The organism is Mycobacterium mantenii, assembly GCF_010731775.1.
Taxonomy (GTDB): domain Bacteria; phylum Actinomycetota; class Actinomycetes; order Mycobacteriales; family Mycobacteriaceae; genus Mycobacterium; species Mycobacterium mantenii.
Window position 1 is genome coordinate 4,513,917 of record NZ_AP022590.1, and the last position, 26,472, is coordinate 4,540,388.

Genomic DNA, 26,472 nt, shown 5'->3' on the forward strand with positions numbered 1-26,472 from the left:
CTCCTTACCTACCGTTGGTTTCCAACTGAGTCAGATCGCCCGTCACCAGGCTCCATGAATCCTCCGCGGCCAGAACGAGCCGGCCGAGTCGGCGCGCGTAGTGCGCGGTGGTTCCGTAATCCCCGGTCCAGCTCTGCGCGCGCAAGGTGAACAGCCACAACGGGTGCTCACTTGTGACGCCGATCGCGCCGTGCAGCTGATGGGCGATGCTGGTGACCGGTCCGACGGCCCGGCCGACCGCCACCTTGGCAACGGTGACGGCGTAGTCGGTGTGGGGGGAGTCGAAGCCATACTCGGCAGCGGCAGCGACAGCCAATTCCGCAGCGGCACGGGCTCTTTCGATCTCCCCGGCCATGCCAGCCAGTGCCTGCTGCACGGACTGGAAGGCGCTGAGCGGACGACCGAACTGGACACGCTGGCGGGTGTGCTGGACTGACAGCTCCGCGGCGGCGTCCAGCACCCCGATGGTCTGCACACAGCGTGACCATGCGCCGCGCCGAGTTAGCTCGGCGCCGAGTGCCGGTTCTAGGGCGCGTAATTGGTCGGCCGGCACGTCGAACGCGATCGCATCGCGTGGTTCGCCGGCGAGGTTGTGATCTTCCCGCAGCTCACCGGGGATCACGTCGATCATGCCGACCCGCAGTCCGGCGGGCGTGGTGACGGCCAGCAAGGCGGCGGCGCACGCCCGTGCCCATGGCACCGCGGCCGCGGTGCCGGTGACCCGGCCGTCGTCGGATTCGGCGTCGGCGACGGCAACGGTCAGCGGGCCGTCGGGTAGCTCGATGCCGGCCTGCTGGCCGAGCCACCCGGCCAGCGCGTCGGTTTCGGCGAACGGCACCGCGCCGGCATGGCGGGCCACGCCGTAGAGCGCAATCGCCAACTCGTGCGGACCGGCGCCCATGTCCGGCGTGCTCGTCAGCCGGGCCAGCCCGGTGTCCTCGAGGTGGCCCCACAGATCGGCGTCGAACCGGTCAGGGATGCCGCGGTGGCCAAGCCCGGCGTCGTAGGAGCGCTGCCCAAGGTCGTCGACGAGTTGACGCAGCTGAGCGTCGTCACTCTGAGAGTCGGTTACGGCGAAGACCCCGCCGGCCAGAGCGCTCATCGCAGCCCCATTCCGCGGGCGACCACGCCGCGGAGCACCTCGTTGGTGCCGCCGCGCAGCGTGAACATGGGCTTGTGCAGCCAAGCGGTGTTCAGCATTGTCTCCAGTTCGGGGTCCGGCGGTGCCGCCTCGAGCAGGTCGGCGATCAACCCGACGGATTCGGCTTCGAAACGGGTGCCGAGGTCCTTCACCAGCGCCGCCTGGTTGGCCGCGTTGCCGCCGTCGGTGAGCGTGCGGGCCACCGATAATGACAGCTGTCTCAGCGAGATCAACCGCGCCATCAGGTCGCCGATGTCGGCGGCGGTGCGGTCGTCGGGCACCGGCCCGCGACCGAGTGTGCGGATGGCGGCCAACAGCAGGGGACCGGTGGACAGGATCCGCTCGGGACCGCTGCGTTCGAACGACAACTCGGAGGTGACCTGGTGCCAGCCGTTGCCGACCTCGCCGAGCACGTCGGCATCGGGAACGAAGACCTGGTCGAACACCACTTCGTTGAAGTGGTGAGCCCCCGACATTAAAATAATGGGCTCGATGCGGACGCCTTCGGCATCGCAGGGCACCAGGAACTGGCTGAAACCGGCATGCCGGTGCTCGGGGTCCGGCGGGCTGGTGCGGGCCAGCACGACGACTTGGTGTGCATGGTGGGCGCCGCTGGTCCACACCTTTGAGCCGGAGAGCAGCCAGCCTCCGTCGCTGCGGACGGCCTTGGTTTGCACGGCGGCAAGATCGGACCCGGCGCCGTGCTCGCTCATGCCGATCGACGAATAGAGCTTGCCCGCAACAATTTTAGGCAATAGCCGTTCGCGCTGCTCCTCGGTGCCGTAGGTCAACAGGCCGGGTGCGACCTGGCGATCGGCGGTCCAGTGCGCCGCTACGGGGGCACCCGCCGCGATCAGTTCCTCGGTCACCACGTAGCGGTGCAGATGCCCGAGACCGTGGCCACCGTATTGCTTCGGGATGGTCAGACCGATGAATCCGGCCGCGCCCAGCCGGGCGGAGAACTCCTCGTCCCACCCGGCCAACCACGAGTCGACGCCGGGCTGCCAACGAAATTCAGCGCGGTCGGAGCGGAGGAAGTCCCGCACGGCGAACCGCAGCTTGACCAACTCGGGCTCACGAGCGCTCAACGCATCGAACGAATTCACCACAGCCGCTTCCTAAACCGTCGGTACCGGGGCCGACAGTAAGTAGAAGTTGGGCGTCAGGTCCTCCTCGCTCGGAGCCAGTAGGTAACCCGACAGGTCCTCGCGGCCTTCTTCCCGCAGGATCTGCTCGTCGGTATAGAAATGGCCGCTGCACGCCGCGGCGGGCCGGGTGACCAGCGCATGCACCGCCTCGGCCATGATCTGTGGGCTGCGGGCCTGCGCGCGGACCGCTGCACCGCCCAACGCGACCATCATCCCCGTGCTGGCGATCGTGGTGGCCGGCCACAGCGAGTTCACCGCGATCGGCACTGAGGCAAACTCCTCGGCCCAACCCAAGGTAAGCAGGCTTTCGGCGTACTTGCCCACGGTGTGCCCGACGTGGGCGCCGACCCATCTGGGGTCCATGTTCAGCGGGGGAGAGACGTTGACCACATGTGCGTTGCCCGACCGGCGCAGGTGGGCAAGCGCGGCTTGCACCACCGCAAACGGCCCCTCCACATTGATCTCCAGCAGCCGGCGGAGGTTCTTCGGCGGCAGTTGCGCGGTGGGCCGCAGATCCAAGGCTCCGGCGTTGTTGACGACGACGTCGATGCCACCGAACTTCTCGGCGACCGAGGCGATCGCCGACGCGACCGCGGCGGGGTCGCGCACATCGCAGGCCAACGGCAAGGCCCGGCCGCCCGCGCGATGCACGGCGTCCGCGGTCTCGGCCAGGGTGCCCGCGATCTTGGGGTTGGGCGTCTCGGTTCTGGCCAGCAGTGCGACGGCTGCACCGTCCTGCGCTGCCCGCTCGGCGATGGCGGCGCCGATGCCGCGGCTGGCACCGGTCACCACCACGACGCGATCCTTCAGACTGCGAGGATGGGGATTGCCCACGGTTCGCTGACCCTTCCGTCCGTCGCTAGGCTGTGAGGTCGAATGCTATAACTATATAGCTAGTTAGTTGCGCGATGTAACGCGCGCTCATCCACATAAGCGGGGATCTATGACTCGGGTCTTGTCGATCGGCACCTATCTGCCGCCCTGGACAGTGCGCGATCGGCGGGTCAAGGGACCCGACGAGGACGCGCTGACCATGGCCGTCGCCGCCGGTCGCGTCGCCGACCCCGACGCCACGGCGCGACGCGTGGTGTTGGTGTCGCGTGACTTTCCGCTGCTGGAGGGCGGCAACGGCGCGGTGCTGTTGGCCGCGTTGTCCCTGCCGGCCGACACTCCCGTGGCCGAGGTGCTCGGCGGTGCGCCCGCGGTGTTGGACCAAATCGGCAGCGCCGACGACGGCACCATGGTGATCGCCGCCGACGACAATGGTCTCGCGGCGGGGGCCGGCGCGGTGCTGACAGGTGACGGCGGCGCCACGCTGACCCCGGCGGCACGCCAGACGCGAAGTCTGCCGCTGACGGCCCGGGGTGAGGATGGCGCCCGCCACGCCTACGTCGACCCCCGGCTGCAACGCGAGGTGGGGGTGCGCTCCACCCTGGCCCGGCTGGACCTGACCGGAACGCCGGCACTGGCGGCGGTAGCAGGCGTGCCGCTCGCTCAGGTCGCAAGCAACTTCGACACATCGCACGCCGTGGGCGACCCCACTGTCTCCGCCGCGGCGATCATCTTGGTGCTGGCCGATGCGATCGAGGCGGGAACGCAGGGCTTGTTGCTTGCGGTGGAGCAGTCCAGCATCAGCGCGGCAGATCTCGCGTTCGGGGTCACGACGCCCCGGATCTCCCGCGACGAGTTTTCGGCGCGGGAATTGCCAATGACACGCGTCGCCGACGGCGTGGGGATTCCGATCTCGATGCCGGCGTACGCGCGAGCATTTGAACCGAAGATCCGTTGGGAAGCAGCGGTTTTCGACGAGAACCCCGGCATCGACGCCGCGCCGCAGTTCCCGCCGCGGCTGAGGGTCAACAACGCGGGGCAGCTGGCGACGGACTACCGACTCGAACCGCTGCCACGAACGGGCACTGTCTATACCCACACCACGGTGCGGATCCCGGTGCCCGACCTGCCCGGCCCCTACTCACTGGCCGTCGTTCAGCTCGACGGCAGCCCGGTACGGGTGCTGCTCAAGGTCACCGGCGTACCCGCGGGCGAAGCGAGGATCGGCCAGCCGGGCTCAGTGGTGTTGCGCAGGGTCGCCATTCGGGCCGGCATCCCCGACTACGGCTACGCATTCTGGCCCGGCCGCACACTGGAAGGAGCCGTTGCATGAGAAACGTCGCCATCGTCGGCGCGGGGATGACGCCGTTCGCCGAACACTTCGAACTGGGTATCAAGGACCTGATACCGATGGCCTACGCCGAGTGCGTCGCCAACGTCGACAAGGGCATCACGAAGTCGGACGTCCAGGCGGCGTGGTTCGGTGAGCTGTCCACCACCGATGGGTTTCCGTCGGGCATTTTGGCCGACACTCTCGATCTCACCGAGATTCCGGTGACTCGCATCGAAAATGCCTGTGCGACGGGCAATGACGCGATTCGCAACGGAACCTTGGCCATCGCGTCGGGTATGTACGACGTGGTGCTCGTGGTCGGAGCGGATAAGGTACGTGAGACGGCGTCAAACACCACGTTCTGGGACTGGGCGGCGCTGACCCGTGACAACGCCTGGGATTACCCGTTGGGACTGGTGGCGCCGGCCAACTTCGCGCTGCACGTGATGCGGTATCTGCACGAGTCGCCTGCCACGAAGGAGCACATGGCGATGGTGGCGGTGAAGAACCATTTCCACGCGCTGAAGAACCCGAAAGCCCAACTGCGCTTTGAGATCACCGTCGAGCAGGCGCTGGCCGCCCCGATCGTGGTCGAACCCTTCGGCCTCTACGACTGTACCCCGCAGAGCGACGGCGCCGCCGCGGTGATTTTGGCCGCCGAGGAGGTGGTCGACCGCTACACCGACCGACCAGTCTGGGTTCGCGGCGTCGGGCTGGGCATGGATCGGGTGATGCACCAGCACAAGACGGACATGACGACGTTCCCGCCGACGGTGCGCGCCGCCAAAGCCGCGATGGCGATGGCCGGCGTGACGCCGCGCGACATCGACGTCGCCGAGGTGCACGACTGCTTCACCGGGGTCGAGCTGATCAGCTACGAGGATCTGGGGTTCGCCCAGCGTTACGAGGCCTACAAGCTGGTCGAGGGCCGCGAACACTATGTCGGCGGGTCGATTCCGATCAACCCGAGCGGCGGGTTGAAGGCGAAAGGCCACCCACCGGGCGCCACGGGCGTGGCGCAGTGCTACGAACTGTTCAACCAGCTTCGTGGTGAAGCCGAGAATCAGGTCGACGGTGCGCGAGTCGCGTTGGCCCACAATATCGGCGGGCCGACCGCGGTCTCCGCGGTCACTGTCCTATCCAACAAGAAGAACTGACGGGACATCACATGACGACTTCCGAGATCGCCACCTTGTCCGGCTATGAGGAGTTCGCGCCGTGGCTGCTGGTTGAGAAGACCGGCAACGTCCACGTCGTGAGCATCAACCGACCGGAGGCGTTCAACGCCGTCAATGAGGAAGTCCACCACGCGTTCGCCACGATCTGGCGAGTACTGGCTGCCGACGACGACGTGCGTGCAGTGGTGACAACCGGTGTCGGCAAGGCGTTCTCGGCCGGCGGCGACATGGTGATGTTCGGGCGCCTGATCGACGATGCGGTGGCGCGCCAGTTCCAAATCACCGAGGCCCGCACGGTGTTCCTCGAAGTGATCAACTTCCCCAAGCCGCTGGTGTCCGCGGTCAACGGCCCCGCTGTCGGGCTGGGCTGCTCGATCGCTTTGTTGAGCGACTTCCTTGTCATGGGGGAGAGCAGCTACTTGGCCGATCCGCACGTAGCGGTTGGGTTGGTCGCCGGCGACGGCGGTGCCGCGATGCTGCCGCTGCTGATCGGCCTGATGAAGGCCAAAGAATATGTGCTGCTGGGAGATCGGATCACTCCGGCTGTTGCGGACAAGCTGAACCTCGTCACCAAAGTCGCCACCGACGACACCGTGCTCGACGAGGCGCTCGCGATCGGCGAGAGATTGGCCGGTCTGCCGCCCCAGGCGCTGCGCGCCAGCAAGGTCGCGATGAACATGCACCTTTCCCGGGCCGCGCTCGGTGTGCTGGAGTATGCGCTGGCCGAGGAATACACGTCGTTCACGACCCCGGAGTTCAAGGAGCGGGTGGCCGCGTTCCGGGCGCGCTCAAAGAAGTAGATGATCCGTTGGCCGCTGCGGCGCAACGGTGTTCGTGCGGCACCACCCGTCACGGCCCCGTCGGAGAAACATTAGGCGGGGTTGCGGCCACCGATCGTGTCGAGGCGAGCGAGGATGTCGAAGGCCTCCCCGAAGGATCGCGCGAGGTCGTCGGCACGGCCGGAGGACCATTGGTCCAATGCCGCGATGAGTGCGTTGCGCACGGCCCCCGCGACGATGATCGGCCGAAGGTCCGTCGCCGGATCGACGCCGAGCCGCGCGGCGGTGGTCCGCACGAACCGCTCCGTGAGCTCAGCATCGCCGTTGATCGTGTCGACGAGATCGGGGCTGTCACGGATGAGCACCTTGAGCTGCTCGATCAGGGCGAGATCGACCTCGTCGCCACCAAGGACACCGATGGCGGCCGCTCGCCAGGAGGCGAGGAGGTCCTCGTTTGCGGGGCGCTGGTCCACCGCGTCGCACAGGACGACGAGGCTGCGGCGCGGGATGGCGAGTAGCACGTCGCGTTTCGCGGCGAAGTACCGGAAGAACGTCCGCGCGGAGATGTTGCATGCCCGCGCGATGTCGTCGGTCGTGACGTTGTCGTAGCCCCGTTCCGCGAACAACTGGAGCGCGACTTGCTCGATCTCGCCCGCGACGAGGCGACGGCGACGATCCCAAACCCCTTCCTGGACGAGCGTGGCCGGAGCGGCGGGTTTAGGCAGCACGGCACGACTCTAGACAAAAGATGGCAGAGGGTGCAAAGGTTGGCAGGCACCCGCAACTTCGGAGTTCGTAGGACCGAATTGGCTGCGACCCGACTGTAGGGAGGCATCGATGACCGAGACTGGTCAGCGTTCGGAGGTCGGGAACGGCGCGATCGACGTTGCCGGATACGTGTCGACGGACGGGTTCTTCGGTACGGCGTACGTGGACGTCGACGAAGATCGATCGGAGCCGATCGGGCACCGCTACGTCCACGGTGGGTTCGCGGACACCGCTACTCGCTGGGCTTTCTGGTTCCCGACTGACGGGCAGTATCGCGGACGGATCCTCCAGCCGCTCGAGGGCGCTCACGGCGGTCACGAGAACGCCTTCGGCAACGACCTCGTGGCTGACTTCCTTGGCGGCCTGCGGATGTGCGCCCGCCTCGGCGGCTGCATGGTGGAGTCCAACCAGGGCCACATCGGTGACGACCTCGACCCCCGAGGGGGCGACGACCCGACGCTTTACGGGCACCGTGCCAGCGCGGAGACGGCCCGACTGGCCAAATTCGTCGCCGCGCAGGTTTATGGCGAGGCGCCTCACCACGCGTATGTCTGGGGAGGTTCGGGCGGCGGACGTCGGTCGCCGCTGTGCCTCGAGAACGCAGCCGACGTGTGGGACGGGGCGCTGCCGTTCGCCGGCGGCGGGCCGATCGTGGAGCACGGCAACACGGAGAAGATCGAGGGCGCCCAGGTGATGTCGTTCGCCACGATGTTCAACTGCCAGCGCCTGCTCGGCGACAAGACGGACGAGATCGCCGCCGCCATGGCTCCCGGCGGGCATGGCGACCCCTTCGTTGGGTTGACCACCCACCAGCGCGAGGAGCTGGCCAGCCTGTACCGGCAGGGCTTCCCGCGCGGCGACGAGTACATGATCGGCAAACCCCTCGGCCAGATGTGGCTCTGGACCTCAATGGCCACGTCGCTGCTCGAGCAGGACCCCAGCTACTTCGACGATTTCTGGACCAAGCCCGGCTACATCGGCTTTGACCAGCCAGGCCTCGTCGAGCGCGACATCCTGAACACACGAGCCACCGTGACCAAGGTGCTCACGGGCGCCGACGTACTCGGGGATCCGCGCTTCCTCGAGCCCCGGCACCAGAACTTCCGGCTGCTGATCATGGTGTTCTCCAGCCTCGGAGCAGACCCCTCGCTACCCATGCTGGTCGAGCTCGAAGGCCTCGGGCAGACGGGCTACCGGCTCGGCGCGAGCGTCACCATGCTCACGGGCGCGGCGGCCGGGCGGCGGCTCTACTGCGGGGCCCACGCCGACGACGTCCTTTACTGCGACGGTGCGGGCGAGGCCAACCTGCTCAGGTTCAGCGAAGTGCAACCCGGTGACGAGCTGCAGGTCGACAACCGTGACTTCCTGGCTTTCCATTACTTCGCCCGGCACCACCTGATGAGGGATTCTCAGTTCGACTCGCTGCGCGTCGACGATCGCCCCGTGTTTCCGCAGCACCCCGTGCCGCGGCAGTCGGCCCTCATGGGCGTCGGCTACTCCGGGCTCTACCGCGGCAAGCTCATCTGGGTCCACCACACCAAGGATTCGTCGCTGTGGCCCTCGCAGGGACTCATTTACCGCGAGGCCGTCTTGCGGGCGCAGGGGCAGGAGGGCGCCAAGGAGCGTTTCCGGCTCCGGTGGATCGAGAACGCCGAACACACCCCCTCGATGATGGTGCCCTCGCTGCCCAACCGGGCCAGCAACACCTGGCTCATCGACTATCTGCCGTACATCGAGCAGTCGCTGGCCGACCTGATCGCCTGGGTGGAGGAAGGCGTCGAGCCCGTCGATACCGCCTTCGACTACGTCGAGAACAAGGTGATCCTGTCCCCGGACGCTGCGCAGCGTCGCGGCATCCAAGCGGTCATCGCGGTGACCGTCAACGGCCGCGACCGCGCCGAAGCGGCGGTGGGCGAAGCGGTGGAACTGGAGCTCCGGGCGACGGTGCCTCCGGGCGCCGGCACGATCATCTCCGCCGACTGGGACTTCGACGGTACCGGCTCCTTCCCGTTCAGCCACGAAGGCATCGACGGATCGGCAGCCTCGGTAACACTTTTCACCAAGCACGCGTTCGATCGGCCGGGCGAGTACTTCGTGACCGGCCGGGTCCACTCGCACCGGGATGGCGACCCCGCCGCGAGCTCGTGCCGGATCGCCAATGTCGCGCAGGTCCGAGTGGTCGTTTCGTGAGAGCGATCGACCTCAGCGGTAGGCGGTCATTCGCGCGGTGATCGCCACCTTGCCGTCATCGCCGATGGCCCGTGCATCGCCCACGCCGGTGTTGCGACCTAGCCGCATTGGTGTGCCCTCATAGCGGGATTCGGTGCCGGCGAGAAACGGTCGTAGGAAGTTCACTCGCAGCGAGCCGGTCTGCAGCAGACCGTCGGAAGGGTCCCGGTTCACGGCCGCCGATGCCGCGATCTCCAGGCCGGCGGCGGCCACGCCCCCGTGCACGATGTCGATGTCGTTGTTCAGGTTGCGGTCGACACGCTGCGCCAGCACCGTCGCCGGACCATCCTGTGTAACGTGCACAGCCATCAGGTCGGCGAACGCGGTCTCGCCCGACCTGCGCAGGGTCTCCGACCGTTGCTGGGAGACGACGTCGCCGGCGTGGATGAAGAACGACCGCACTATGCCGGTGCCGATCACCACGCCCCGATACGTCAGTGTGCAGATTCCCAGCGATGTGGCACCCAGCGGACCGGGTGAGTGCGCGCTGGCCAGCACCGGGCCGTCGAGTTCGCCGACGTCGGGGCTGAGGTCCATCGACAGCTCGCTTGAGACCGTCCACTGGCCAGGTCGCCGGCGGTAGTGGTTGACGATCCCGGCGGCCGCGTCGACGAGGATCGCCAAGGGGGCCACAGTAGGAGCGCCGGTGGACGGATTCCGGAATCGGTGCATCGGCATCGACAGCACAGCTGCGGCCTTGGGCGGGTCTGATTCGACGTATTCGATACCGAACCGGACCTGTATCGAGTCGGGTGTCTCGAGATCGTGCTGGTTTACCTGTTCGTCGGCCCCGGTCATTCGAGAAGGTCTACGACAGTAGACAATTCGGCGCCGGTCAGAACGAACTCCTCTGCCTTCTGCAGGTGGCGCTTCCAGAGCTCGCCGGCCTTCTCGGCGTCGCCGTCCTTGATCATGTCCAGCACCATCCGGTGGGTCTTCGCTGAGCGGCGGACCGCCTGCTCGGCGCGCGTGCCCTTGGTGGGCTGGAGCGACCGGTTGGCCTTCTCGATGATGTGATGCAGCATGTCGCTGACGATTTGCAGCGTGCTGTTGCCGGACAACCGCGCGATCGCAGCGTGGAAGTCGGTGAGCTGATCGACGGCTTCGCTGCCGGGATTCAGCTGCGATTCGCGCTCGACGATCTGATCGAGTTCGGCGATCACCTTGGGATTGCGGTCCTTGGCCAACTGCTCGACCATCGGGACCTCCAGGGTCACCCGCGCGTCGTAGACGTCCTTGACCGTGACGCCCTCGTACTCCAAGATCAGGCCGGCGTAGCGGGCCAGCGTTTCACGACGTGGGCGGGTGACGCGCGCACCGCCGCGTACCCCACGTTGCACTTGAATTAGAGACTCCGATTCGAGCACGCGGAACGCCTCGCGCAGCGTCGGCCGGGACACCCCGAATCGTTCCATCAGCTCAGACTCGGGTGGCAGCATGGTGCCCTCGGTGATCTCGCCGCGGATGAACATCCGCCGCAGCACCGTGGCCACCCGATCGGCCATCTTCGGTTCCCGAAGACTGGTGACCTCCATTGCAACCTCCACCGTTAAGCGAATATGCGAATTAACTAATCATTTAGCAGGTTATCCGAATACGTGGTTTGAGCCGGGAATTGGCGACTGTCAGTAATCAACGTCACCCCTAGTACCCCATTGCCCGTCCCATGAGGTCCTTCATGATCTCGGTGGTGCCGGCGTAGAGCCGTTGCACACGCGAATCACGCCAGAGCCTCGCCACTTCGTACTCGTTGATGTAGCCATAGCCGCCGTACATCTGCAGGCAGCGGTCGATGATCTCCCACTGGACCTCAGAGGTCCACCACTTCAAGCCGGCGGCGTCCTGGTCGGACAATGTGCCGTCGTTGACCGATAGCACGCACTGATCGAGATAAGTCTGGGCGGCGTCGAGTTTGGTCTGCATCTCGGCGAGGAAATGTCTGTTGACCTGGAATTTGCCGATCGGCTGACCGAAAGCGGTGCGCTCCAACGCATATGCCTTGGTGAGGTCCAGAGCGCGACGAGCGGCCGGGAGCGCGTAACAGGCCACGCCGACCCGCTCGCTGGGCAGGTTGGAGACCAGATGGTAGAAGCCGCGGTTGAGCTCGCCGACGAGGTTCTCCTTGGGCACCTTGACGTCCTCGAAGAACAGTTCGGCGGTGTCGGCGGAGAACTGGCCGATCTTGTCGAGCTTGCGGCCGCGGGTGAAACCCTCCATGCCGTCTTCGATAATCAAGAGGCTGATGCCCTTGTGGCGCGCTTCAGTATCGGTTTTGACGGCGGTCAGCACCAGCTTGGACAGCAAGCCGTTGCTGATGAAGGTCTTCTGGCCGTTGACCACCCAGTGGTCGCCTGCGTCACGGGCAGTCGTCTTGATACCCGCCAGGTCGGACCCGGCCGCGGGTTCGGACATCGCGATGGAGCCGATGTATTCGCCGGACACGAACTTGGGCAGCCAGCGGGCCTTCTGTTCGTCGGTGGTGAGGTGGTTGAGGTAAGGCACCAGGATGTCGTTCTGGACGCCAAGGCCGATGCCCACCGACCCGGTCGCAAACATCTCCTCGGAGATGATCTGGTTGAACCGGAAATCCTTGACGCCAAGGCCGCCGTACTTCTCGTCGAACTCCCAGCCGATCAGACCGGCCGCCCCCGCGGCCAGCCATGCCTCGCGGCTGACCTTGCCGTCGCGTTCCCACTTCTCGACGTTCGGCACGCATTCCCGCTCGAAGAATTCGCGCGCGCTGGCCCGAAAGTCGTCGTGGATCTCATCGAAGATGTTGCGGCGCATACACTTTCCTCTAATTGGTCGAGGACACGATGGAGGGCAAGGTCCCTTCGGGGGAGTCGTCGGCAAAGAGGCAGTCGGCAAGCAGTGCCTCGAGTTGCTGGTAGGAGCCGAAGAGGGAGTCGATCTGGAAACCACGGCTCACATACCGGTGCAGCTCGTGTTCGATGGTCAGCCCGATCGCACCGCATACCTGCAGAGTCGCGTCGGACACTGCCCGATGGGCTCGCCCGGCGGCGGCCTTCGCGGTCAACGCGGAGAGTTCCCCGCCGTATTGCCATGTTTCGCCGAGCAATGCGCGCGCACCTTCCAGACCCGCTGATGCGTCGGCGAGTAGATGACGCGGCGATTGGAACGATCCGATGGGTGCACCAAACTGGATGCGGACGCTCACGTGTTCAACGGCGATACGAAGCGCTTCGTCCGCCAGCGCGACCAGTTCGGTGGCCAAAGCGCGGTGCGCCGCGGCGATCGCATGACTCCATTCAGCCGAGGCGTCGACCAGCTCGCTGGTCATCGGCCCGGTGACCTGCGTCCAATATGCCGACGGGTCGAAGGTGTCGAGCCTCTCGGCGTCAAGACCGTCGGCGTCGATAATCCCGATTGACACCGTGCCCTTCGGGCTCGACACCGGGACAACCAGTCGTCCATTGCTCGGCATCGGCCCGAGCAGGATTCCGCGGACCCGCTCGGCATCAGCGCTCGGACGGTAGCCGTCAGCAATCGCCGGCAGCACGATGCCGTCGACCGCGCCGTCTTGCACCGGGGCCAACTCGGCCAGCAAGACCCTGTTCAGTGAGTCGGAGTTGAGCAGCGACCGGCCCTGGGCCCGAAACAGCAACTCGCAAGCCTGAATCGGGTATTCAATCTCGATGTCTGACCACCCCAGTTCGGCCAGTGGCGGTCCGACCGAAAGGTGTTCGTCGGTCCCCTTGGCGGCCAGTTCGTCGAACAGCCGGAAGACGGCTTCCTCAACCATCGGCCATGATTCGTCGACTGTGGGAGCGCCCATCACCGCTTCTCCTTCGGCAGCCCGAGCAGGTGATCGGCGATGATGCCGCGTTGCACCTCGGCGGTGCCGCCCATGATGGTCGCGGCGCGGGTGTACCACCATTTCGCGCGTACGGCATCGAGCTCCTTGCCGCCCTCGGCGCCCACCCCGGCGATCATCCACTCCCGCCGTACGTCGAGAGTGAGGTCGTTGATCTCCTTTTCGGCCTTGGCGAACAGAAGTTTGTCGATGCTGCTGTTCGGACCGACCATCCGACCCTCGGCCAGCGCGCGCACTGTGGTTGCCGCACGGGCCTGCGCGGCGACCACCGCCACATACAGCTGTGCGAAGCGTTCGCGGTGGGCAGATGACGCACCGTGGACGGCCATCACGGCCCGCAGCCGGCTCAGCTCAGTCAGTGCGGTGGTCAGCACGGCGTAGCCGTACATGCCGCGCTCGTATTGCATCAGATGCATGACCACGCCCCAGCCGGCGTCGACGTCGCCGATCAGCCGCTCACGCGGCACCCGGACATCGTCGAAGAACACCTCGGCCAATTCGCGGCGACCGCTGGCCAACGTAATAGGTCGCACCGTGACCCCGGGAGCATCGGAATCGACCAACAGGGTGCTCAGCCCACGATGACGGCTCTCCGGTGTGCCGGTGCGCACCAGCACCAAGAATCGGGTAGCGGTCGGGCCCTGACTGGTCCAGATCTTCTGCCCGTTGAGGACGAAGCCGCCTGCGCCGTCGTCCGTAGCCCGGCATCGCAGCCCGGCCAGGTCGCTGCCGGATTCGGGTTCGGAAAAGCCCTGACCCCACCACTCCGCGCCACGCAAATAGTTCGGCAGATACGCGGCGGCCAGCTCTGGTGCGTACTTGAGCAGGGCAGGTCCGAGCACTTCAAGGGTCCAGTGCTGTTCCGGAACCGGCAGCATCGCCGCAGCCAACTCTTCGAAGTACACCGCGCGGTGGATCTCGGTGCCTCCGAATCCGCCCGCCGTCTCCGGCCAGCCGTACCGATTCCAGCCGGCCTCGTAGACGCGAGCGAGGACCGTGGCGTGGTAGGCGAGTTCGTCTTCGGCTGTATCGAACGCCGTCGTGCGCCATGCGTCGGCCCAGTCCAACTCGCTGAGCCAATTGCGGAAATCCTGACGGTAGGCTGCGACGTCGGACAGGTACTCAGGGTGGCGAACACTAGCCACGGTGCTGTCGACAGGGGCGGACAACTGACCCCCTTCATAGGTGCCCGGACTCGGGCGCAAGCCAGAATCCGCTAAACAGTTAGCTATAAAAGGTTACAATAACCCACGCCGCTACTTCAGTGAGAGGGATCGCCAATGACGGCTTCACCCGTCGCCGCTGCCACCGTCAACTTCAACCCCGAGACCCGGCTGTTCATCGACGGCCGGCTGCGTGACTCATCGACCGGAAAGACCGTCGAAAACGTCAACCCGGCCAATGAAGAAGTGCTGGGATTCGCCGCCGACGCCAGTGCCGAGGACATGGCGGAGGCCATCGCCGCCGCCCGCCGTGCGTTCGACACCACCGACTGGTCGACCAACCACGAGTTCCGGCAACACTGCCTGATGCAGTTGCACGACGCGTTGCAGCAGGAAAAAGAAGACATTCGCGCCGAGCTGATCGCCGAAGTCGGCGCGACGGTCGGGATGACCTACATCGCGCAGCTGGAATGGCCGCTGGCCGATGCGATCCGGTGGCCGGCGCAATACATCTCGAAGTTCGCCTGGGAGCGGATGCTCGACCAGGACGCCAAGATGGGCGTGCCGTACAACCGCGTCGTGGTCAAGGAGCCGATGGGCGTCGTCGGCGCCATCACGCCATGGAACTTCCCGTTCGAGATCATCAGCAACAAGGTGGGTCAGATCCTGGCCACCGGGAACACGATGGTGCTCAAGCCCGCCGTCGAGACGCCGTGGAGCGCGCTGCGGTGGGGCCGGATCATCGCCGAGAAGACCGACATTCCGGCTGGTGTCGTCAACATCGTCCCGGCGTCGGACAACGACATCGCGCAGGTGCTCGCCACCGACCCGCGGATCGACATGGTGTCTTTCACCGGATCAACCGCGGTCGGCAAGCTCATCCAGCGGCTGTCCGGGGACACCATGAAGCGCAACATGCTCGAGCTCGGCGGCAAGTCGGCGTATCTGATACTCGACGACGCCGACATGAGCATGGCACTGCCCGGCTGTATCGGGGCACTGATGCATTCCGGGCAGGGCTGTGCGCTGGCCACCCGGATGCTGGTGCCGCGCTCGCATTACGACCAGGCCGTCGAGGTCGCCTCGGCGACATTCAGCTCCCTTACCGTCGGTGACCCCGCGGATCCGAATACCTTCTGCGGGCCGTTGGTGTCGGCCAAGCAACAGGCCCGGGTGCTCAAATACATCGAGACCGCCAAGGCCGAAGGCGGCCGGATCACTGCCGGCGGCGGCGTGCCCGACGGTCTGGACCGGGGATACTTCGTGGCACCGACCGTCGTTGCCGATGTCGCACCGGACCACACGATCTTCCAGGAGGAGGTCTTCGGGCCGGTGCTGTCCATCACTCCGTACGACGGCGGTGACGACGGCGCCGTCGAGATGGCGAACAACTCCAACTACGGGCTGGCCGGCGGAATCCACGGCTCCAACGAGCGGGCGATGGCGGTCGCCCGCCGTATCCGCACGGGCTCGCTGATGATCAACACCGGCATGTACTACGGCGCCGACGCCCCGTTCGGTGGATACAAGATGAGCGGCATCGGCAGGCAGAACGGCATCGAGGGCTTCGAGCAGCACCTGCAGACCAAGACGATCGGCTACCCCCTATGAGCGATATCCTCAGCGGAATCCGTGTCGTTGAGTTGGCCGCCTGGACGTTCGTTCCCGCCGCCGGCGCGGTGCTGGCCGACTGGGGCGCGGACGTCATCAAGGTCGAACACCCGGAAACCGGTGATCCGCAGCGTGGCCTGATCAGCTCCGGGATCGTCACCGGCGCAGGGGGAGTCAACCACTTCGTCGAGCAGCCCAACCGCGGCAAGCGCAGCATCGGCCTAGACACCTCCACTCCGGCGGGTTTGGAGCTGCTGATGAAGCTGATCGAAACCGCCGACGTCTTCGTCACGAACCTGCTGCCGGACTCGCGTCAACGGATGGGGATCGACGTCGAGCAGGTGCGTGCGCGCAACCCCAAGATCATCTATGCCCGCGGCCACGGCTACGGCACCCGTGGCGACCTCGCCTCGCAGGGCGGCTTCGATCTGGCTGCCTATTGGGCGCGCGGCGGTATCGGCGATGCCTATTCGGCGGGTGACGGGTCGTACCCGCCGATTCAGCGCCCGGCATTCGGTGACTCCTACGGCGGGTTGGCGATCGCGGGAGGTATCGCGGCGGCCCTGGTGAAACGCGAGCGCACCGGCGAACCGTCGGTGGTGGACGTCTCGCTGCTCAACGCCGCGATCTGGCAGTTGGGTCCGGATATCGTCGGTGCCGGCGTCACCGGTCAGGACATCCCTAAGTTCAAACTGGACGAGATGCCCAACCCGGTGGCCAGCATCTACAAGACGCGCGACAACCGATTCATCGCGTTCGTGCTACTGCAGGCCGACCGATTCTGGGCGGACTTCTGCACCCGGCTGGGCCGCGCCGACCTGATCGAGGACGAGCGGTTCGCCAGCGCGGTGGCGCGGTTCGGCAACCGCAAAGAATGCATCGGCGAGTTGCGCAACGCCTTTGAGTCTCAGGATCTCTCACACTGGGAGAAGGCATTCGCCGGTTTCGACGGCGTGTGGGACGTGATGCATACCGCTCACGAGGTGCACAGTGATCCACAGGCGATCGCCAACGGGTATCTGCCCAAGGTTTCCGATGCGAACGACAACAAGTTCGCACTGGCGGCCAGTCCCGTGCAGTTCGACGAGACTCCCTTAGACCTGACATGTGCGCCCGGCCACGGCGAGCACACCGACGCGCTGCTTGCCGAACTCGGCTTCAGCGAGGAGGAGATCATCGACTTCAAAATCAATTCGGTTGTGCTGTAGTGGGTTCCGACGAACTTGCGCGGCGATTCCTGCACGTCAACCTCAACTGTGAATCGCTGGACACCACCGAGAGGCTCTACGTCGGGCAGCTCGGACTCTCGGCGCGCATGCGCACCGATCCCAAAGTTCCGACCAACGGCAGCATCCTGGGCATCGACGGCGACGAAACATTCTGTGAGACATCGTTTCTCTACGACTCCCGAGGCGGCCGCGCGGGATGTGCCTTGGAGGCCATCGAGTTTCACAAGCCGGCGCTAAAAGCCGACCGGAACAGCGACCCGACTCGTCCCGGCATCCGGTCGACGCTGCTGACGGTGGCCGATCTCGACGCTACCGTCACGGCGCTGCGCGACGTTGGCATCACCTTGAGTGGGCCGGTCGACGGGCTGATCTCCGGCTCCAAATCGGTTCTCGCGCTCGACTCGGACGGCGCGGTCATCGAGCTCGCCGAAGCCCCGAGCGACAAGCCGGGGGCGGTGTTCGCCGGAATCCGTATCGCTTCGATCGACGCAGCCGCGACGGGCGAGTTCCTCACTGCCATCGGTTTCGACGAGGTGGAGGTCGCGGCGCAGGTTGAGGTCGTCGGCGACCAGCTCACGCCCGGTGGATCGCCCAATCCCGTCAAATGCACGGTGTCGCGGTACGCCCTTGCTGAGGACGCGCATCAGTTCAGCCTTACCGTTGTGGAGCATCCCGACACCCGCAAGGCGGATCCGGTGCCGTGGGGCGGGAATCATCAAGGGCTGTACCGGTGCGCGCTGCGGGTGGAGAACACCGAGGCGGCGATGTCGTTGGTCCCGGATTCGGTTGAGGTGATGGGTGATCCGGTGTGGTGCCCGCTGCCGGGAACGAAGATTGACGGGCTGTACATCTCTTTCCTGCGTTCGCCCGACGGGGTGGTCTTCGAATTCGTCGAGCGGCCGCTGAAGTACTTCACTCCGGCAAAGGGTTGAGCGTTGGATCTGGGAGTACGCGGCAAGGGTTATGTCGTCGTCGGTGGAACTGCGGGCATGGGGCTGGCGGCAGCGCGGGCGCTGGCCCGCGAGGGTGCGTCGGTCGTGATGGTCGGGCGTGACGCCGAGCGGGGCAAGAACGCCGCGGAAGAACTCGTCGCCGCTGGCGCGGCCGCAGCGCACGGCCTGGCCTCCGACGTGAGTCAGCCCGGAGCAGCATTGGCCGCCGTCGACGAAGCGGTCGGGATACTCGGCCGACTCGACGGCATCGCCATCACCATGGGCACCGCCGGGATGATGCCGATCGAATCCGACGACGACGCCTGGGACACCGCATTTCACGACGTCTTGCTGGCGACCACCCGCAGCGTGCAAGCGGCGTTGCCGCACCTCGCGGTCAACGGGGGTGCGATTGTGACTACCGCCGCGTACTCGGCCCGCTCGCCGCACGAGCCGCGCCTGCCGTATGCGAGCCTCAAGGCGGCGGTTGCCACGTTCACTCGCGGCATCGCGCGCACCCACGGCAAATCGGGCATCCGTGCCAACAGCGTTGCTCCCGGCGCGGTGGAAACCGATGCACTGCATGCCATCCGCGGGTATGTCGCCGAATGCAAGGGCTATCCCTACGACGAGGCACTCGAGCGGGCGCTGGTGGAGGACTTCGGGTTCGACGCCGCGCTCGGTCGCCCCGGCCAGCCGGATGAGATCGGCGCACTGATCGCTTTCCTACTGTCCGACATCTGTGCGTTCGTCACCGGGCAGACCATCTATGCCGATGGCGGGGCGCCCTAGTCAGGACGTCGGCAGCGGTCCGGCCAGCCCGCGGGGTGAGGTGCCGTAGAGCCAGCTGACAGCCTGCCCGATCTCCGAAAACGTCAGGGCGGCACCGTCTTTAGCGTGGTAGGCGCCCGGCGCTTCGGTAAAGCCCTCGATGCGGGTGAGCTTGTCGCCGTTGATACGGAGGATCTGCCCGGTGAGCCAGGAAGACTCCGCAGACTGCAGGCAGGCCACCACGGCGGAACTGCGGGCGGGATCCAACGCGGGATCGTCGGCCCGGCCGCTGAACACGTCGGCGGTCATTCGCGACATCGCGAGCGGTGAGATCGCATTGACCGCAACACCGTAACGCTTCGCCTCCATCGCTGTGACGACGGTCAGGTTCGCGATCGCGGCCTTGGCCGCACCGTAGGCGCTCTGCCCGACGTTGCCCCACAGGCCCGCGCCGGACACCGTGTTGACGATATGCGCGTCAATCGGGTTGCCTGCCTTGAACTGAGCGCGCCAATATTCGCAGGCATTCCGGGTGACGGCGAAGGTGCCCTTGAGGTGCACGGCGATGACGGCGTCCCAATCGGCCTCGCTCGCGGCGGCCACCATCGAATCACGCAGGATGCCTGCGTTGTTCACCACACCGGTCAGTGAGCCGAACGTGTCGACGGCGGTCGCGATCATGTCGGCGACGTCGTCCCATGCCGACACCGAACCGGTGTGTGCGACAGCCTTGCCGCCAGCCGCCTCGATTTCGGCGACGACGTCGGCCGCCGGGCCGTCCCCGTCGCCGCTGGAGCCATCCCGGCCGACGCCTGGATCGTTCACCACGACGGCCGCGCCCTGCTTGGCCAACTCGAGGCAGTGGCCACGGCCGATACCTCGTCCGCCGCCCGTGACCAGGACGACCTTGCCGGTCAGGGGACCTTCAGGCATCGCGCGTTATCTCCTTCATTGTGTGAACAATTCGGCGATGAGCGTGCGGCGCTGTGACCAGTCCGCTGCGCGCAGGTCGACGTGTCCGGACTCGGTGACGATCAGGTCGACGTCGTGGGCGGGGGTGGAGGCTGGCCGGCTGAGCTGCTCGACGAGCGGTGAGCGCCCCTTCACCCGGGTCGGAACGGCGATGATCGACAGTCCACCGCTGCTCATCCGGGCCGCGGCGCAATAGTCAGGGTGCCCGCCGATCCCACCGACCACTTTGTCGCGCACACCTTCGACGTTGACCTGCCCGTACTGATCGATCTCGATGGCTGTGTTCACCGCCACCAGCGGCAGCCCGCGTGACAGCCGGGTCAGGTCATGGGTGTAGTCGAGCCCGCGCAGGATCGGGCGCCCGTCGGCCCAGTCGTAGAGCGACTGACTACCCAGTAGATACGTCGCCGACGGTGTCCCCGCCAGCAGGCCGCGCCGGTCGAGGTCGACGACGGCATCGGTAAGCAGCCCGGTGTCGACGTGCAACGGCACCTGCGCCCGTCGCAGCAGTGCGGTGCCGAGTTGACCTGGGCCAGTTTGGATCCGGGCGCCATCCGGAATCAACTGCAGGACCGCGTCGGCGAGCGCGTCGTGAATCGGCTCGGGTTCGCGCTCCGGTACTCGCGCCGGCCCGCTGTCGACTGTGCCGAGCACTTCGACGCCCGACGTGTCGAGTGCAGGCTCGGCGTCCGCCGCAGGTGCCAACGTGTCGACGACCGCGAGAGTCTTTGTGCCGCTGTCGATTACGCCACGCTGCCAGGACACCTCGGTGCCGAACTGCAGCACGTCATCGCGACGTACCAGCCGGGTGAGCAGCACGTCGGGCCGCATTACATCAGCGAGCAGCGCGGGAATCGCCGCCAGCCGCGTCGGCAGGAACCGCGCCTTCGGGCTGCGCAGTATCTCCCGCACGCCCCACCCGGGCATCAGCGCAACCACTTCGGAGAATGCGTCGGCATCGAGGCCGTCGATCGGGGCGGGCAGCCAGCCCAGCACCAGCCGCATCGAGCCGACCTCGGCGGACGCGGCGCTCAGTGTCGCGCCGATCGACGCGCCGTCGTCGAGGCAGCGCAGTGCGCCCACTCCGTCGCCGAGGGCGACCGTCATCCCTGGGCGCAGCACGTCGCGCAGCGCGGCGGTGAAGTCGGCCGCGGTCAAACTTGCTGTCATTTCGGTTCTTTGGGAAGCCCGAGCACCCGCTCGCCGAGGATGTTGCGCTGGATTTCGCTGGTGCCGCCGAGAATCGTCTGCGCCCGCCCGACCAGCATGTGGTGCACCAGGTCGTCGTCCCCCGGGTCGGTGCACGCGTCGGTACCCAGCACATCGGTCGCCATATCGCCCAGGTCCTGATCGGTCTCCGAGGTCATCAGCTTGAGCACCGAGAAGGCCGGAGACGTCAGGTCGCCCGAGTCGATGGCGCGCTGCCAGGTGTAGCGCAGCAGCCACATCCTGGCCCACAACCGGGTCATCGACCGCGACAGCACCGGGTCGAGCAGGTCGTGGTCACGAGCAGCATCCACCATGCGTTCGTGCAGGCGGAACATCGATACCGCCTGCGAACCCAACGTCAGACGCTCACGGCCGAGCGTCACCATCGCCACTGTCCAGCCCTGACCAACCTCACCGATCAGCGCGTCGTCGTCGAGTTCGGCGCCGTCGAAGAAGACTTCGTTGAACTTGCTCTCACCGTCCATCTGCATCAGCGGGCGCACCGTGACACCTGGGGTGTCCATCGCGACCACGAACATCGACAAGCCTCGGTGCTTGTCCGGGCCGGTGCGGGCCAGCAGCAGCCCGTAGTCGGCCGATGCGGCAGCCGAACTCCACACCTTTTGGCCGTCGATTCGCCAGCCCGTCGCGGTGCGCTCGGCCCGAGTGCGCACGCCGGCCAGATCCGACCCCGCGCCCGGTTCGGAGAACAACTGAGTCCAGACGGCCTCGCCGAGTCGGATCGCTTCCAGGTGACGATCCTTCTGATCCGGCGTGCCGAACTTGATCAGCACCGGACCGACCAGGTCGGCGCCGGTGATGTTCAGCTGACGGGGCACGCCTGCCCGCGCGCACTCCTCGGCGAAGATGGCCTGGTACGCCACTGACGCTGCGGCGCCGCCGAACTCGCGCGGCCAGTGCAGGCAGGTGTAGCCGTGGTCAGCGAGGTAGCGGTGCCACGTCCGCCCCGGTTCGACGTCATCCGTCGTGGGCGTCGGCCCGTAGTTCCGCAGGCCGACCGGTTTGGGGGCACTGCCGAGGAACGCGCGGATCTCCGCACGCAGTGCGTCGATATCCTCGGCGAGGTCAGGTGAAGCCGACACTGGCGCTCCTAGGTGTAGGACGGGTCGGAATCACTTCCCGTCGAGATAGTCGTTGTATTCATCGCGGACAGACTCCATCGCATTGAGTCGACGGGCCAGCAGCGTGACTTCCGCCTCGATGTGTGCGGGGTCCCCCCCGCGGGCCTGCACCTCCGCCAGTCGGGCCTGGGTGCGGCCGATCTCCTCGACGAGGCGTTCGCGGGCCTCGTCTTTGGTGAGGAGGTCTTGGTCGGTCCAGTCTGACCGGGGAAGCTGCTCGATGCGCTCCACGCCTGTTCGATCCTTCGCTTCGTCGCCGGTCACGCCGCCCGCGGAAAGTTGTAGAACTCACGGGCATTCAGTTCCACGATGCGGTGCACCTCGTCGTCGGGTACCTTCTCCAGCGCCTGTGCCGCGCGCTCGCGACTCTGTGGCCAGAACGAATCCGAGTGCGGGTAGTCGCACTCCCAGGTGATCTTGTCGACGCCGATCATGTGTCGCATCTCCACGCCGAAGTCATCCTCGATGAAGCAGCCGTGAATGTGCTTCTTGAACAGGTAGCTCGGCGGGTGATCCTGGTTGATGTTGTTGTAGAAGCGGTGCTTACGCCACACGCTGTCGGCGCGCTCCAAGATGTAGGGGATCCAACCGATGCCGCCCTCGGACAGGCCGATCTTCAACTTCGGGTGCCGGTAGAGAGTGTTGGAGAACAGCCAGTCCGTCATCGAGGTCATCGACATGGTCCCCATCAGCGTGACGAACACCGCGAAAGGGGCATCCGGAGCAATCGGCGGCGGGAAGCCACCAGAACCGAAGTGCTGAGCCAGCACCAGGCCGGTGTCCTCCATCGCCGACAGCAGCGGGTCCCAGTGATCGGAATGGACCGAGGGCAGGCCGAGCCGGTCGGGCAGGTCGGGGAAGGTCACGCATTTCGCGCCCTTAGCGGCGACACGGTGGATCTCCTTGACGCTGGCCTCGACGTCCCAGAACGGCAGCATCGCGACGGGGACGAATCGGTCGGGCGCGGTGGCGGCCCACTCGTCGAGGTGAAAGTCGTTCCAGGCCGCCGAGCACAACTTGGCGAGTTCCTTGTCCTCGCCCTCGGCGAACACCGCGCCGGCAAAACGGGGGAACGACGGGAAGCACGTCATCGCCTGCACGCCGTCGATGTCCATGTCGGCCACCCGCGCCTTGGGGTCGTAGCAACCGGGGATCATGTCGTCGTAGCGCACCGGTTCGATGCCGTACTCCTCGGGCCTCTTGCCCGCGACCGCGTTGAGCCCGATGTAGGGGTAGATCCGGCCCTCGTATTCCCAGACCTGACACATCGCCTTGGTATCGGGGCGCTCCCACTCGATGATCTTCGGACCCGCCTCCAGGTACTTGGTGGGCAACCGATCACTCCAGACCTTCGGATGTTCGATCAGGTGATCGTCAACGGAGATCAATTCCATCCAGGGCTGCAGCGGCACGGGTGGCTCCTCAAGGATGTGTGCGCAATGGGGTCGAAACATAAAAACATTTAGTTATTTCCAGGTGAGTCTAGTCGCCCGCGTGGAAGACGAGCAAGGAAACTCCGGCCGGCCCTGTCGCTCCCGCCTACAGCAGCTTGGCCAGCGCCGAGAGCCGGTCCCAGTGCTGGCCCGGACCGCCGAAGATCACCTCGTCCGTCCGGGCGCGCCGGAAGTACAGGTGCGCGGAATCCTCCCAGGTGAAGCCGATGCCGCCGTGAATCTGTACGTTCGCCTTCGCTGCGTTGTTCAGCGCCTCCGAGCACACCGCCTTGGCCATGCTGGCGCGCCAGTCCGCTTCGCCGGCGGCCGCGCCATCCGCATCGTCGAGCGCCTCCAGAGCCGCCTGCGAGGCCGACCGGGCCCACTCGAGATCGACCAGCATGTCGGCGCACTTGTGCTTGATGGCCTGGAAGCTGCCGATCCGCCGGCCGAACTGCTCGCGCGTGCGCGCGTAGTCGGTGGCGATCTCGAGCACCCGTTCGCACGCGCCGACCTGCTCGGCCGACAGCACCGCCAGCGCCAGGTCGACGTTGCGGTCGACGACGTCACCGATTGGGGCGTCGCCGGACAGCCGCAACGCCGGCGCTGAGCTCAGCGTGATGGTGGCCATCGGTCTGGTGCCGTCGAGTACACGTTCGGGCTCGGCGACGACGCCGTCGACGGCCGGGTCGAGCAGGAACACCGCCGGCTCGCCATCCTCGGCGATGGCAACCACGACGAGGTCGTCCGCGGCGCTGCCGCCCAGCACGTGGCGCACCGTGCCGTCGATGCACCAGTCGCCCCCGGTGTGGCCGGCGCTAAGCGTCACTGCGGACCGACGCCATAACCCGCCGTCGCCGGTGAGAGCAGCGGCGGCGGTGCGGCGACCTTCGATGAGCCCGGTGAGTCGCTTGTCCGCGTCGGGATCGTGCTCGGTCAGGTCGAGCAGCAGGCCGGTGGCCAGCACCGTCGAACTCAGGAACGGCACCGGGGCCAGCGCGCGGCCGAGTTCGTGGGCGACCACCCCCAGCGCGGACGCGCCGTACCCTGCGCCGCCGAGGTGCTCGGGCAGCGCGATGGCGGCCACGCCCACCTGGTGGCACAGCACGTCCCACAGCGTCGTGTCAAAGCTGGAGTGCCCGTCTTCGCCGCCGTGGCCCCCATTGCCGTAGGCGACCGTGCGCACTCGCTCCTCGGGTGCCAGTCGCTCGCAGGCAGAGCGTACGGACTGCGAGAGTTCCTGACGTTCGTCAGCGGACAACGCCGTCATCGGGCTCCTCCTGCGATCTGCCGGGCCAGCTCAGACTTGGCGACCTTGCCGAGCCCCGTCAGCGGGAACTCGTCGACCAGGACCAGCCGCTCGGGCCACTTCTGCTTCATCAGCCCGCGTTCGTCAAGGAACGTGCAGAGCTCCTCGAGGGTGACGTCACGATGGCGTGGCGAACGACGCACCACCGCGCATACCAGCTCACCGCGTAGTTCGTCGGGCTGGCCGAGCACCGCGATCTCGTCGACCAGCGGGTGGGCCAGCAGTTCGTTCTCGATCTCGTCAGGGGCTACGTTCTCGCCCTTGCGGATGATCAGATCCTTGGTGCGGCCGGTGACCACGATGCGCCCGTCCGGACGGAGGTAGCCCATGTCGCCGCTGCGGAACCATCCGTCCGCGGTTAGCGCGTTCGCCCATTGCTCGCCCTGCAGGTATCCCGGTGTCAGGTTGGCGCCGCGCAGCTCGATCTCGCCGCTCGCCGCGATCCGCACCTGCGATCCCGGGATGGGTCGGCCTGAGCTGCTGAACAGTTGCTCGTCGGTGTCGGTGGCCTCGCTGACGCAGATCATCGGTGCCTCGGTCATCCCGTAGGCGTGCACGACGGGTACGCCCAGGTGTTCTCGCACCTGCTTGTGCACCTCGGGCGGACACGGGGCACCCCCGCCGATCAGCATCCGCAGCGACGGCACCAGCGATTCGCTTGTCGGCGCGGCCAATTGGGCGGCGAGAAGCATCTGGTAGAACGCGGTGCTTGCCCCGGTCACCGTCACCTGGTGCTCGGCGAGCAGCCGAGGCAGGTCATCGGCGGAAACCTTGGGAATGAGCAATACCGGGAAGTCGCCGAACAGAGCCGTGGCGAGATAGACCATGCCCCCGATGTGTGCGATGGGGAACGCGATCGTGCCGACTTCCCGAGGATGGGAGCCCACACCGAGATGGTCGACGTAACCGCTCGCGGCGCTGAGCAGGGTGGCGTCAGTGTGGTGTACGGCTTTCGGGCGCCCGGTGGTTCCCGACGTGAAGTACACCCAGCGCGGCTCCGCTGGGGAGTGGGGTGCCGCGTCGTCGGTGCTGGTGGCCGGCGACGTCTGGAGCCGGCTGACGAGGTCGTCAGGCACCGTGATCGTCGGTAACCCGGGTGGAGCGTTGGCGGTCGTCGACTCGTCAACCAGGAGGATGTCCGCGCGCGCGACATCGACTGCCGCGCACACCTCGCGGCGCCGATAGAGGTGCAACACAGGGGCTTGCACGACCGGCATGCGGGCCAGCGCCAGCATCACCACCGCGGCGTTGACGTGCGAGGGCAGCTGCCAGGCGACCGTCATGCCGGGACGCACACCCGCGTCGGCCAACCATCCCGCGGCCTCCGCTGCCAGCCCGGCAACCTGGGGCACCGTCAGTGTCTCGCCGGCGACGTCGCGCAGCAGAGGACGATCCGGCCGGCCGGCGGCGCACTCGTCCAGCAGCCCGGCGATGGTGCCAGCCGTCACCGTGTTCTCCC

The 26,472-nt window shown here is 66.5% G+C and carries 24 protein-coding genes; 8 read left to right on the forward strand and 16 right to left on the reverse strand.

The window, feature by feature from the left end:
- Positions 1 to 4: 4 nt before the first annotated feature.
- The 3 genes from G6N50_RS20395 to G6N50_RS20405 are packed head-to-tail and all read right to left on the reverse strand — an operon-like array spanning position 5 to position 3,123.
- Positions 5 to 1,102, reverse strand: a complete 1,098-nt coding sequence (locus G6N50_RS20395) for an acyl-CoA dehydrogenase family protein (RefSeq protein ID WP_083098521.1) — start codon at positions 1,100 to 1,102, stop codon at positions 5 to 7.
- Positions 1,099 to 2,250 carry an acyl-CoA dehydrogenase family protein gene (locus G6N50_RS20400; RefSeq protein WP_083098519.1) on the reverse strand — a complete coding sequence of 384 codons (1,152 nt, stop codon included), beginning with the start codon at positions 2,248 to 2,250 and terminating at the stop codon, positions 1,099 to 1,101. Before G6N50_RS20400 ends, G6N50_RS20395 begins: the two co-directional genes overlap by 4 nt.
- 9 nt (positions 2,251 to 2,259) lie before the next feature.
- A complete protein-coding gene (locus G6N50_RS20405) occupies positions 2,260 to 3,123 on the reverse strand; it encodes an SDR family oxidoreductase (protein WP_142275719.1) in 864 nt (287 codons plus the stop codon).
- 109 nt (positions 3,124 to 3,232) lie between these two features.
- On the opposite strand from G6N50_RS20405, the gene G6N50_RS20410 reads away from it, so the two are divergent.
- The 3 genes from G6N50_RS20410 to G6N50_RS20420 are packed head-to-tail and all read left to right on the forward strand — an operon-like array spanning position 3,233 to position 6,431.
- Positions 3,233 to 4,453: a Zn-ribbon domain-containing OB-fold protein gene (locus G6N50_RS20410; RefSeq protein ID WP_083098517.1), complete on the forward strand. Its 1,221-nt coding sequence runs from the start codon at positions 3,233 to 3,235 to the stop codon at positions 4,451 to 4,453.
- Complete coding sequence (locus G6N50_RS20415) at positions 4,450 to 5,610, forward strand: thiolase C-terminal domain-containing protein (RefSeq protein WP_083098515.1); 1,161 nt, start codon at positions 4,450 to 4,452, stop codon at positions 5,608 to 5,610. The genes G6N50_RS20410 and G6N50_RS20415 overlap by 4 nt, the downstream gene beginning before the upstream one ends.
- A gap of 11 nt (positions 5,611 to 5,621) precedes the next feature.
- Positions 5,622 to 6,431, forward strand: a complete 810-nt coding sequence (locus tag G6N50_RS20420) for an enoyl-CoA hydratase/isomerase family protein (RefSeq protein WP_083098513.1) — start codon at positions 5,622 to 5,624, stop codon at positions 6,429 to 6,431.
- A 71-nt stretch (positions 6,432 to 6,502) separates the two neighbouring features.
- On the opposite strand, the gene G6N50_RS20425 is transcribed toward G6N50_RS20420, so the two are convergent.
- Positions 6,503 to 7,138, reverse strand: a complete 636-nt coding sequence (locus G6N50_RS20425; RefSeq protein ID WP_083098511.1) for a TetR family transcriptional regulator — start codon at positions 7,136 to 7,138, stop codon at positions 6,503 to 6,505.
- A gap of 109 nt (positions 7,139 to 7,247) precedes the next feature.
- On the opposite strand from G6N50_RS20425, the gene G6N50_RS20430 reads away from it, so the two are divergent.
- The gene (locus G6N50_RS20430; protein WP_083098509.1) at positions 7,248 to 9,368 is read left to right on the forward strand and encodes a tannase/feruloyl esterase family alpha/beta hydrolase; all 2,121 of its coding nucleotides are present in this window, start codon (positions 7,248 to 7,250) and stop codon (positions 9,366 to 9,368) included.
- A 12-nt stretch (positions 9,369 to 9,380) separates the two neighbouring features.
- Here the strand turns inward: G6N50_RS20430 and G6N50_RS20435 are convergent, their stop codons facing one another.
- The 5 genes from G6N50_RS20435 to G6N50_RS20455 form a co-directional block, all read right to left on the reverse strand.
- Positions 9,381 to 10,205: a PaaI family thioesterase gene (locus G6N50_RS20435; RefSeq protein ID WP_083098507.1), complete on the reverse strand. Its 825-nt coding sequence runs from the start codon at positions 10,203 to 10,205 to the stop codon at positions 9,381 to 9,383.
- A complete protein-coding gene (locus G6N50_RS20440; RefSeq protein ID WP_083098505.1) occupies positions 10,202 to 10,942 on the reverse strand; it encodes a FadR/GntR family transcriptional regulator in 741 nt (246 codons plus the stop codon). The genes G6N50_RS20435 and G6N50_RS20440 overlap by 4 nt, the downstream gene beginning before the upstream one ends.
- A 109-nt stretch (positions 10,943 to 11,051) precedes the next feature.
- Positions 11,052 to 12,194, reverse strand: coding sequence for an acyl-CoA dehydrogenase family protein (locus tag G6N50_RS20445; protein WP_083098503.1), 1,143 nt, complete (start codon positions 12,192 to 12,194; stop codon positions 11,052 to 11,054).
- Between the two features lie 10 nt (positions 12,195 to 12,204).
- Positions 12,205 to 13,203, reverse strand: a complete 999-nt coding sequence (locus G6N50_RS20450) for an acyl-CoA dehydrogenase family protein (protein WP_232068793.1) — start codon at positions 13,201 to 13,203, stop codon at positions 12,205 to 12,207.
- The gene (locus G6N50_RS20455) at positions 13,203 to 14,411 is read right to left on the reverse strand and encodes an acyl-CoA dehydrogenase family protein (RefSeq protein WP_083098584.1); all 1,209 of its coding nucleotides are present in this window, start codon (positions 14,409 to 14,411) and stop codon (positions 13,203 to 13,205) included. Before G6N50_RS20455 ends, G6N50_RS20450 begins: the two co-directional genes overlap by 1 nt.
- 111 nt (positions 14,412 to 14,522) lie before the next feature.
- On the opposite strand from G6N50_RS20455, the gene G6N50_RS20460 reads away from it, so the two are divergent.
- Genes G6N50_RS20460 through G6N50_RS20475 form a run of 4 tightly spaced genes read left to right on the forward strand, consistent with a single transcriptional unit; the run spans position 14,523 to position 18,969 of the window.
- The gene (locus G6N50_RS20460) at positions 14,523 to 16,016 is read left to right on the forward strand and encodes an aldehyde dehydrogenase family protein (protein ID WP_083098502.1); all 1,494 of its coding nucleotides are present in this window, start codon (positions 14,523 to 14,525) and stop codon (positions 16,014 to 16,016) included.
- Complete coding sequence (locus tag G6N50_RS20465) at positions 16,013 to 17,224, forward strand: CaiB/BaiF CoA transferase family protein (RefSeq protein WP_083098500.1); 1,212 nt, start codon at positions 16,013 to 16,015, stop codon at positions 17,222 to 17,224. Before G6N50_RS20460 ends, G6N50_RS20465 begins: the two co-directional genes overlap by 4 nt.
- The gene (locus G6N50_RS20470) at positions 17,224 to 18,177 is read left to right on the forward strand and encodes a VOC family protein (protein WP_083098498.1); all 954 of its coding nucleotides are present in this window, start codon (positions 17,224 to 17,226) and stop codon (positions 18,175 to 18,177) included. Before G6N50_RS20465 ends, G6N50_RS20470 begins: the two co-directional genes overlap by 1 nt.
- Positions 18,178 to 18,180: 3 nt before the next feature.
- A complete protein-coding gene (locus G6N50_RS20475) occupies positions 18,181 to 18,969 on the forward strand; it encodes an SDR family NAD(P)-dependent oxidoreductase (protein ID WP_083098496.1) in 789 nt (262 codons plus the stop codon).
- Here the strand turns inward: G6N50_RS20475 and G6N50_RS20480 are convergent, their stop codons facing one another.
- The 7 genes from G6N50_RS20480 to G6N50_RS20510 all read right to left on the reverse strand — a co-directional run bounded on the left by G6N50_RS20480 (position 18,970) and on the right by G6N50_RS20510 (position 26,461).
- Entirely contained in the window at positions 18,970 to 19,881 is a 912-nt protein-coding gene (locus tag G6N50_RS20480; protein WP_083098494.1) for an SDR family NAD(P)-dependent oxidoreductase, read from the reverse strand.
- A 15-nt stretch (positions 19,882 to 19,896) separates the two neighbouring features.
- The gene (locus G6N50_RS20485; RefSeq protein ID WP_083098492.1) at positions 19,897 to 21,090 is read right to left on the reverse strand and encodes an acetyl-CoA hydrolase/transferase C-terminal domain-containing protein; all 1,194 of its coding nucleotides are present in this window, start codon (positions 21,088 to 21,090) and stop codon (positions 19,897 to 19,899) included.
- A complete protein-coding gene (locus tag G6N50_RS20490; protein ID WP_083098490.1) occupies positions 21,087 to 22,232 on the reverse strand; it encodes an acyl-CoA dehydrogenase family protein in 1,146 nt (381 codons plus the stop codon). The genes G6N50_RS20485 and G6N50_RS20490 overlap by 4 nt, the downstream gene beginning before the upstream one ends.
- Positions 22,233 to 22,262: 30 nt before the next feature.
- Positions 22,263 to 22,535, reverse strand: coding sequence for a hypothetical protein (locus G6N50_RS20495; RefSeq protein ID WP_083098488.1), 273 nt, complete (start codon positions 22,533 to 22,535; stop codon positions 22,263 to 22,265).
- Complete coding sequence (locus G6N50_RS20500; RefSeq protein WP_232068794.1) at positions 22,532 to 23,683, reverse strand: amidohydrolase family protein; 1,152 nt, start codon at positions 23,681 to 23,683, stop codon at positions 22,532 to 22,534. Before G6N50_RS20500 ends, G6N50_RS20495 begins: the two co-directional genes overlap by 4 nt.
- Positions 23,684 to 23,810: 127 nt before the next feature.
- Positions 23,811 to 24,974, reverse strand: coding sequence for an acyl-CoA dehydrogenase family protein (locus G6N50_RS20505; RefSeq protein WP_083094553.1), 1,164 nt, complete (start codon positions 24,972 to 24,974; stop codon positions 23,811 to 23,813).
- Complete coding sequence (locus G6N50_RS20510; RefSeq protein ID WP_083094552.1) at positions 24,971 to 26,461, reverse strand: class I adenylate-forming enzyme family protein; 1,491 nt, start codon at positions 26,459 to 26,461, stop codon at positions 24,971 to 24,973. The genes G6N50_RS20505 and G6N50_RS20510 overlap by 4 nt, the downstream gene beginning before the upstream one ends.
- Positions 26,462 to 26,472 lie beyond the last annotated feature (11 nt).

Coding starts and splice junctions, on each gene's coding strand:
- G6N50_RS20410 (WP_083098517.1), top strand. CDS start 3,233: ATGACTCGGGTCTTGTCGATCGGCACCTATCTGCCGCCCTGGACAGTG.
- G6N50_RS20440 (WP_083098505.1), bottom strand. CDS start 10,942: ATGGAGGTCACCAGTCTTCGGGAACCGAAGATGGCCGATCGGGTGGCC.
- G6N50_RS20450 (WP_232068793.1), bottom strand. CDS start 13,203: ATGGGCGCTCCCACAGTCGACGAATCATGGCCGATGGTTGAGGAAGCC.
- G6N50_RS20395 (WP_083098521.1), bottom strand. CDS start 1,102: ATGAGCGCTCTGGCCGGCGGGGTCTTCGCCGTAACCGACTCTCAGAGT.
- G6N50_RS20445 (WP_083098503.1), bottom strand. CDS start 12,194: ATGCGCCGCAACATCTTCGATGAGATCCACGACGACTTTCGGGCCAGC.
- G6N50_RS20480 (WP_083098494.1), bottom strand. CDS start 19,881: ATGCCTGAAGGTCCCCTGACCGGCAAGGTCGTCCTGGTCACGGGCGGC.
- G6N50_RS20505 (WP_083094553.1), bottom strand. CDS start 24,974: ATGACGGCGTTGTCCGCTGACGAACGTCAGGAACTCTCGCAGTCCGTA.
- G6N50_RS20460 (WP_083098502.1), top strand. CDS start 14,523: ATGACGGCTTCACCCGTCGCCGCTGCCACCGTCAACTTCAACCCCGAG.
- G6N50_RS20430 (WP_083098509.1), top strand. CDS start 7,248: ATGACCGAGACTGGTCAGCGTTCGGAGGTCGGGAACGGCGCGATCGAC.
- G6N50_RS20415 (WP_083098515.1), top strand. CDS start 4,450: ATGAGAAACGTCGCCATCGTCGGCGCGGGGATGACGCCGTTCGCCGAA.
- G6N50_RS20420 (WP_083098513.1), top strand. CDS start 5,622: ATGACGACTTCCGAGATCGCCACCTTGTCCGGCTATGAGGAGTTCGCG.
- G6N50_RS20485 (WP_083098492.1), bottom strand. CDS start 21,090: ATGACAGCAAGTTTGACCGCGGCCGACTTCACCGCCGCGCTGCGCGAC.
- G6N50_RS20435 (WP_083098507.1), bottom strand. CDS start 10,205: ATGACCGGGGCCGACGAACAGGTAAACCAGCACGATCTCGAGACACCC.
- G6N50_RS20465 (WP_083098500.1), top strand. CDS start 16,013: ATGAGCGATATCCTCAGCGGAATCCGTGTCGTTGAGTTGGCCGCCTGG.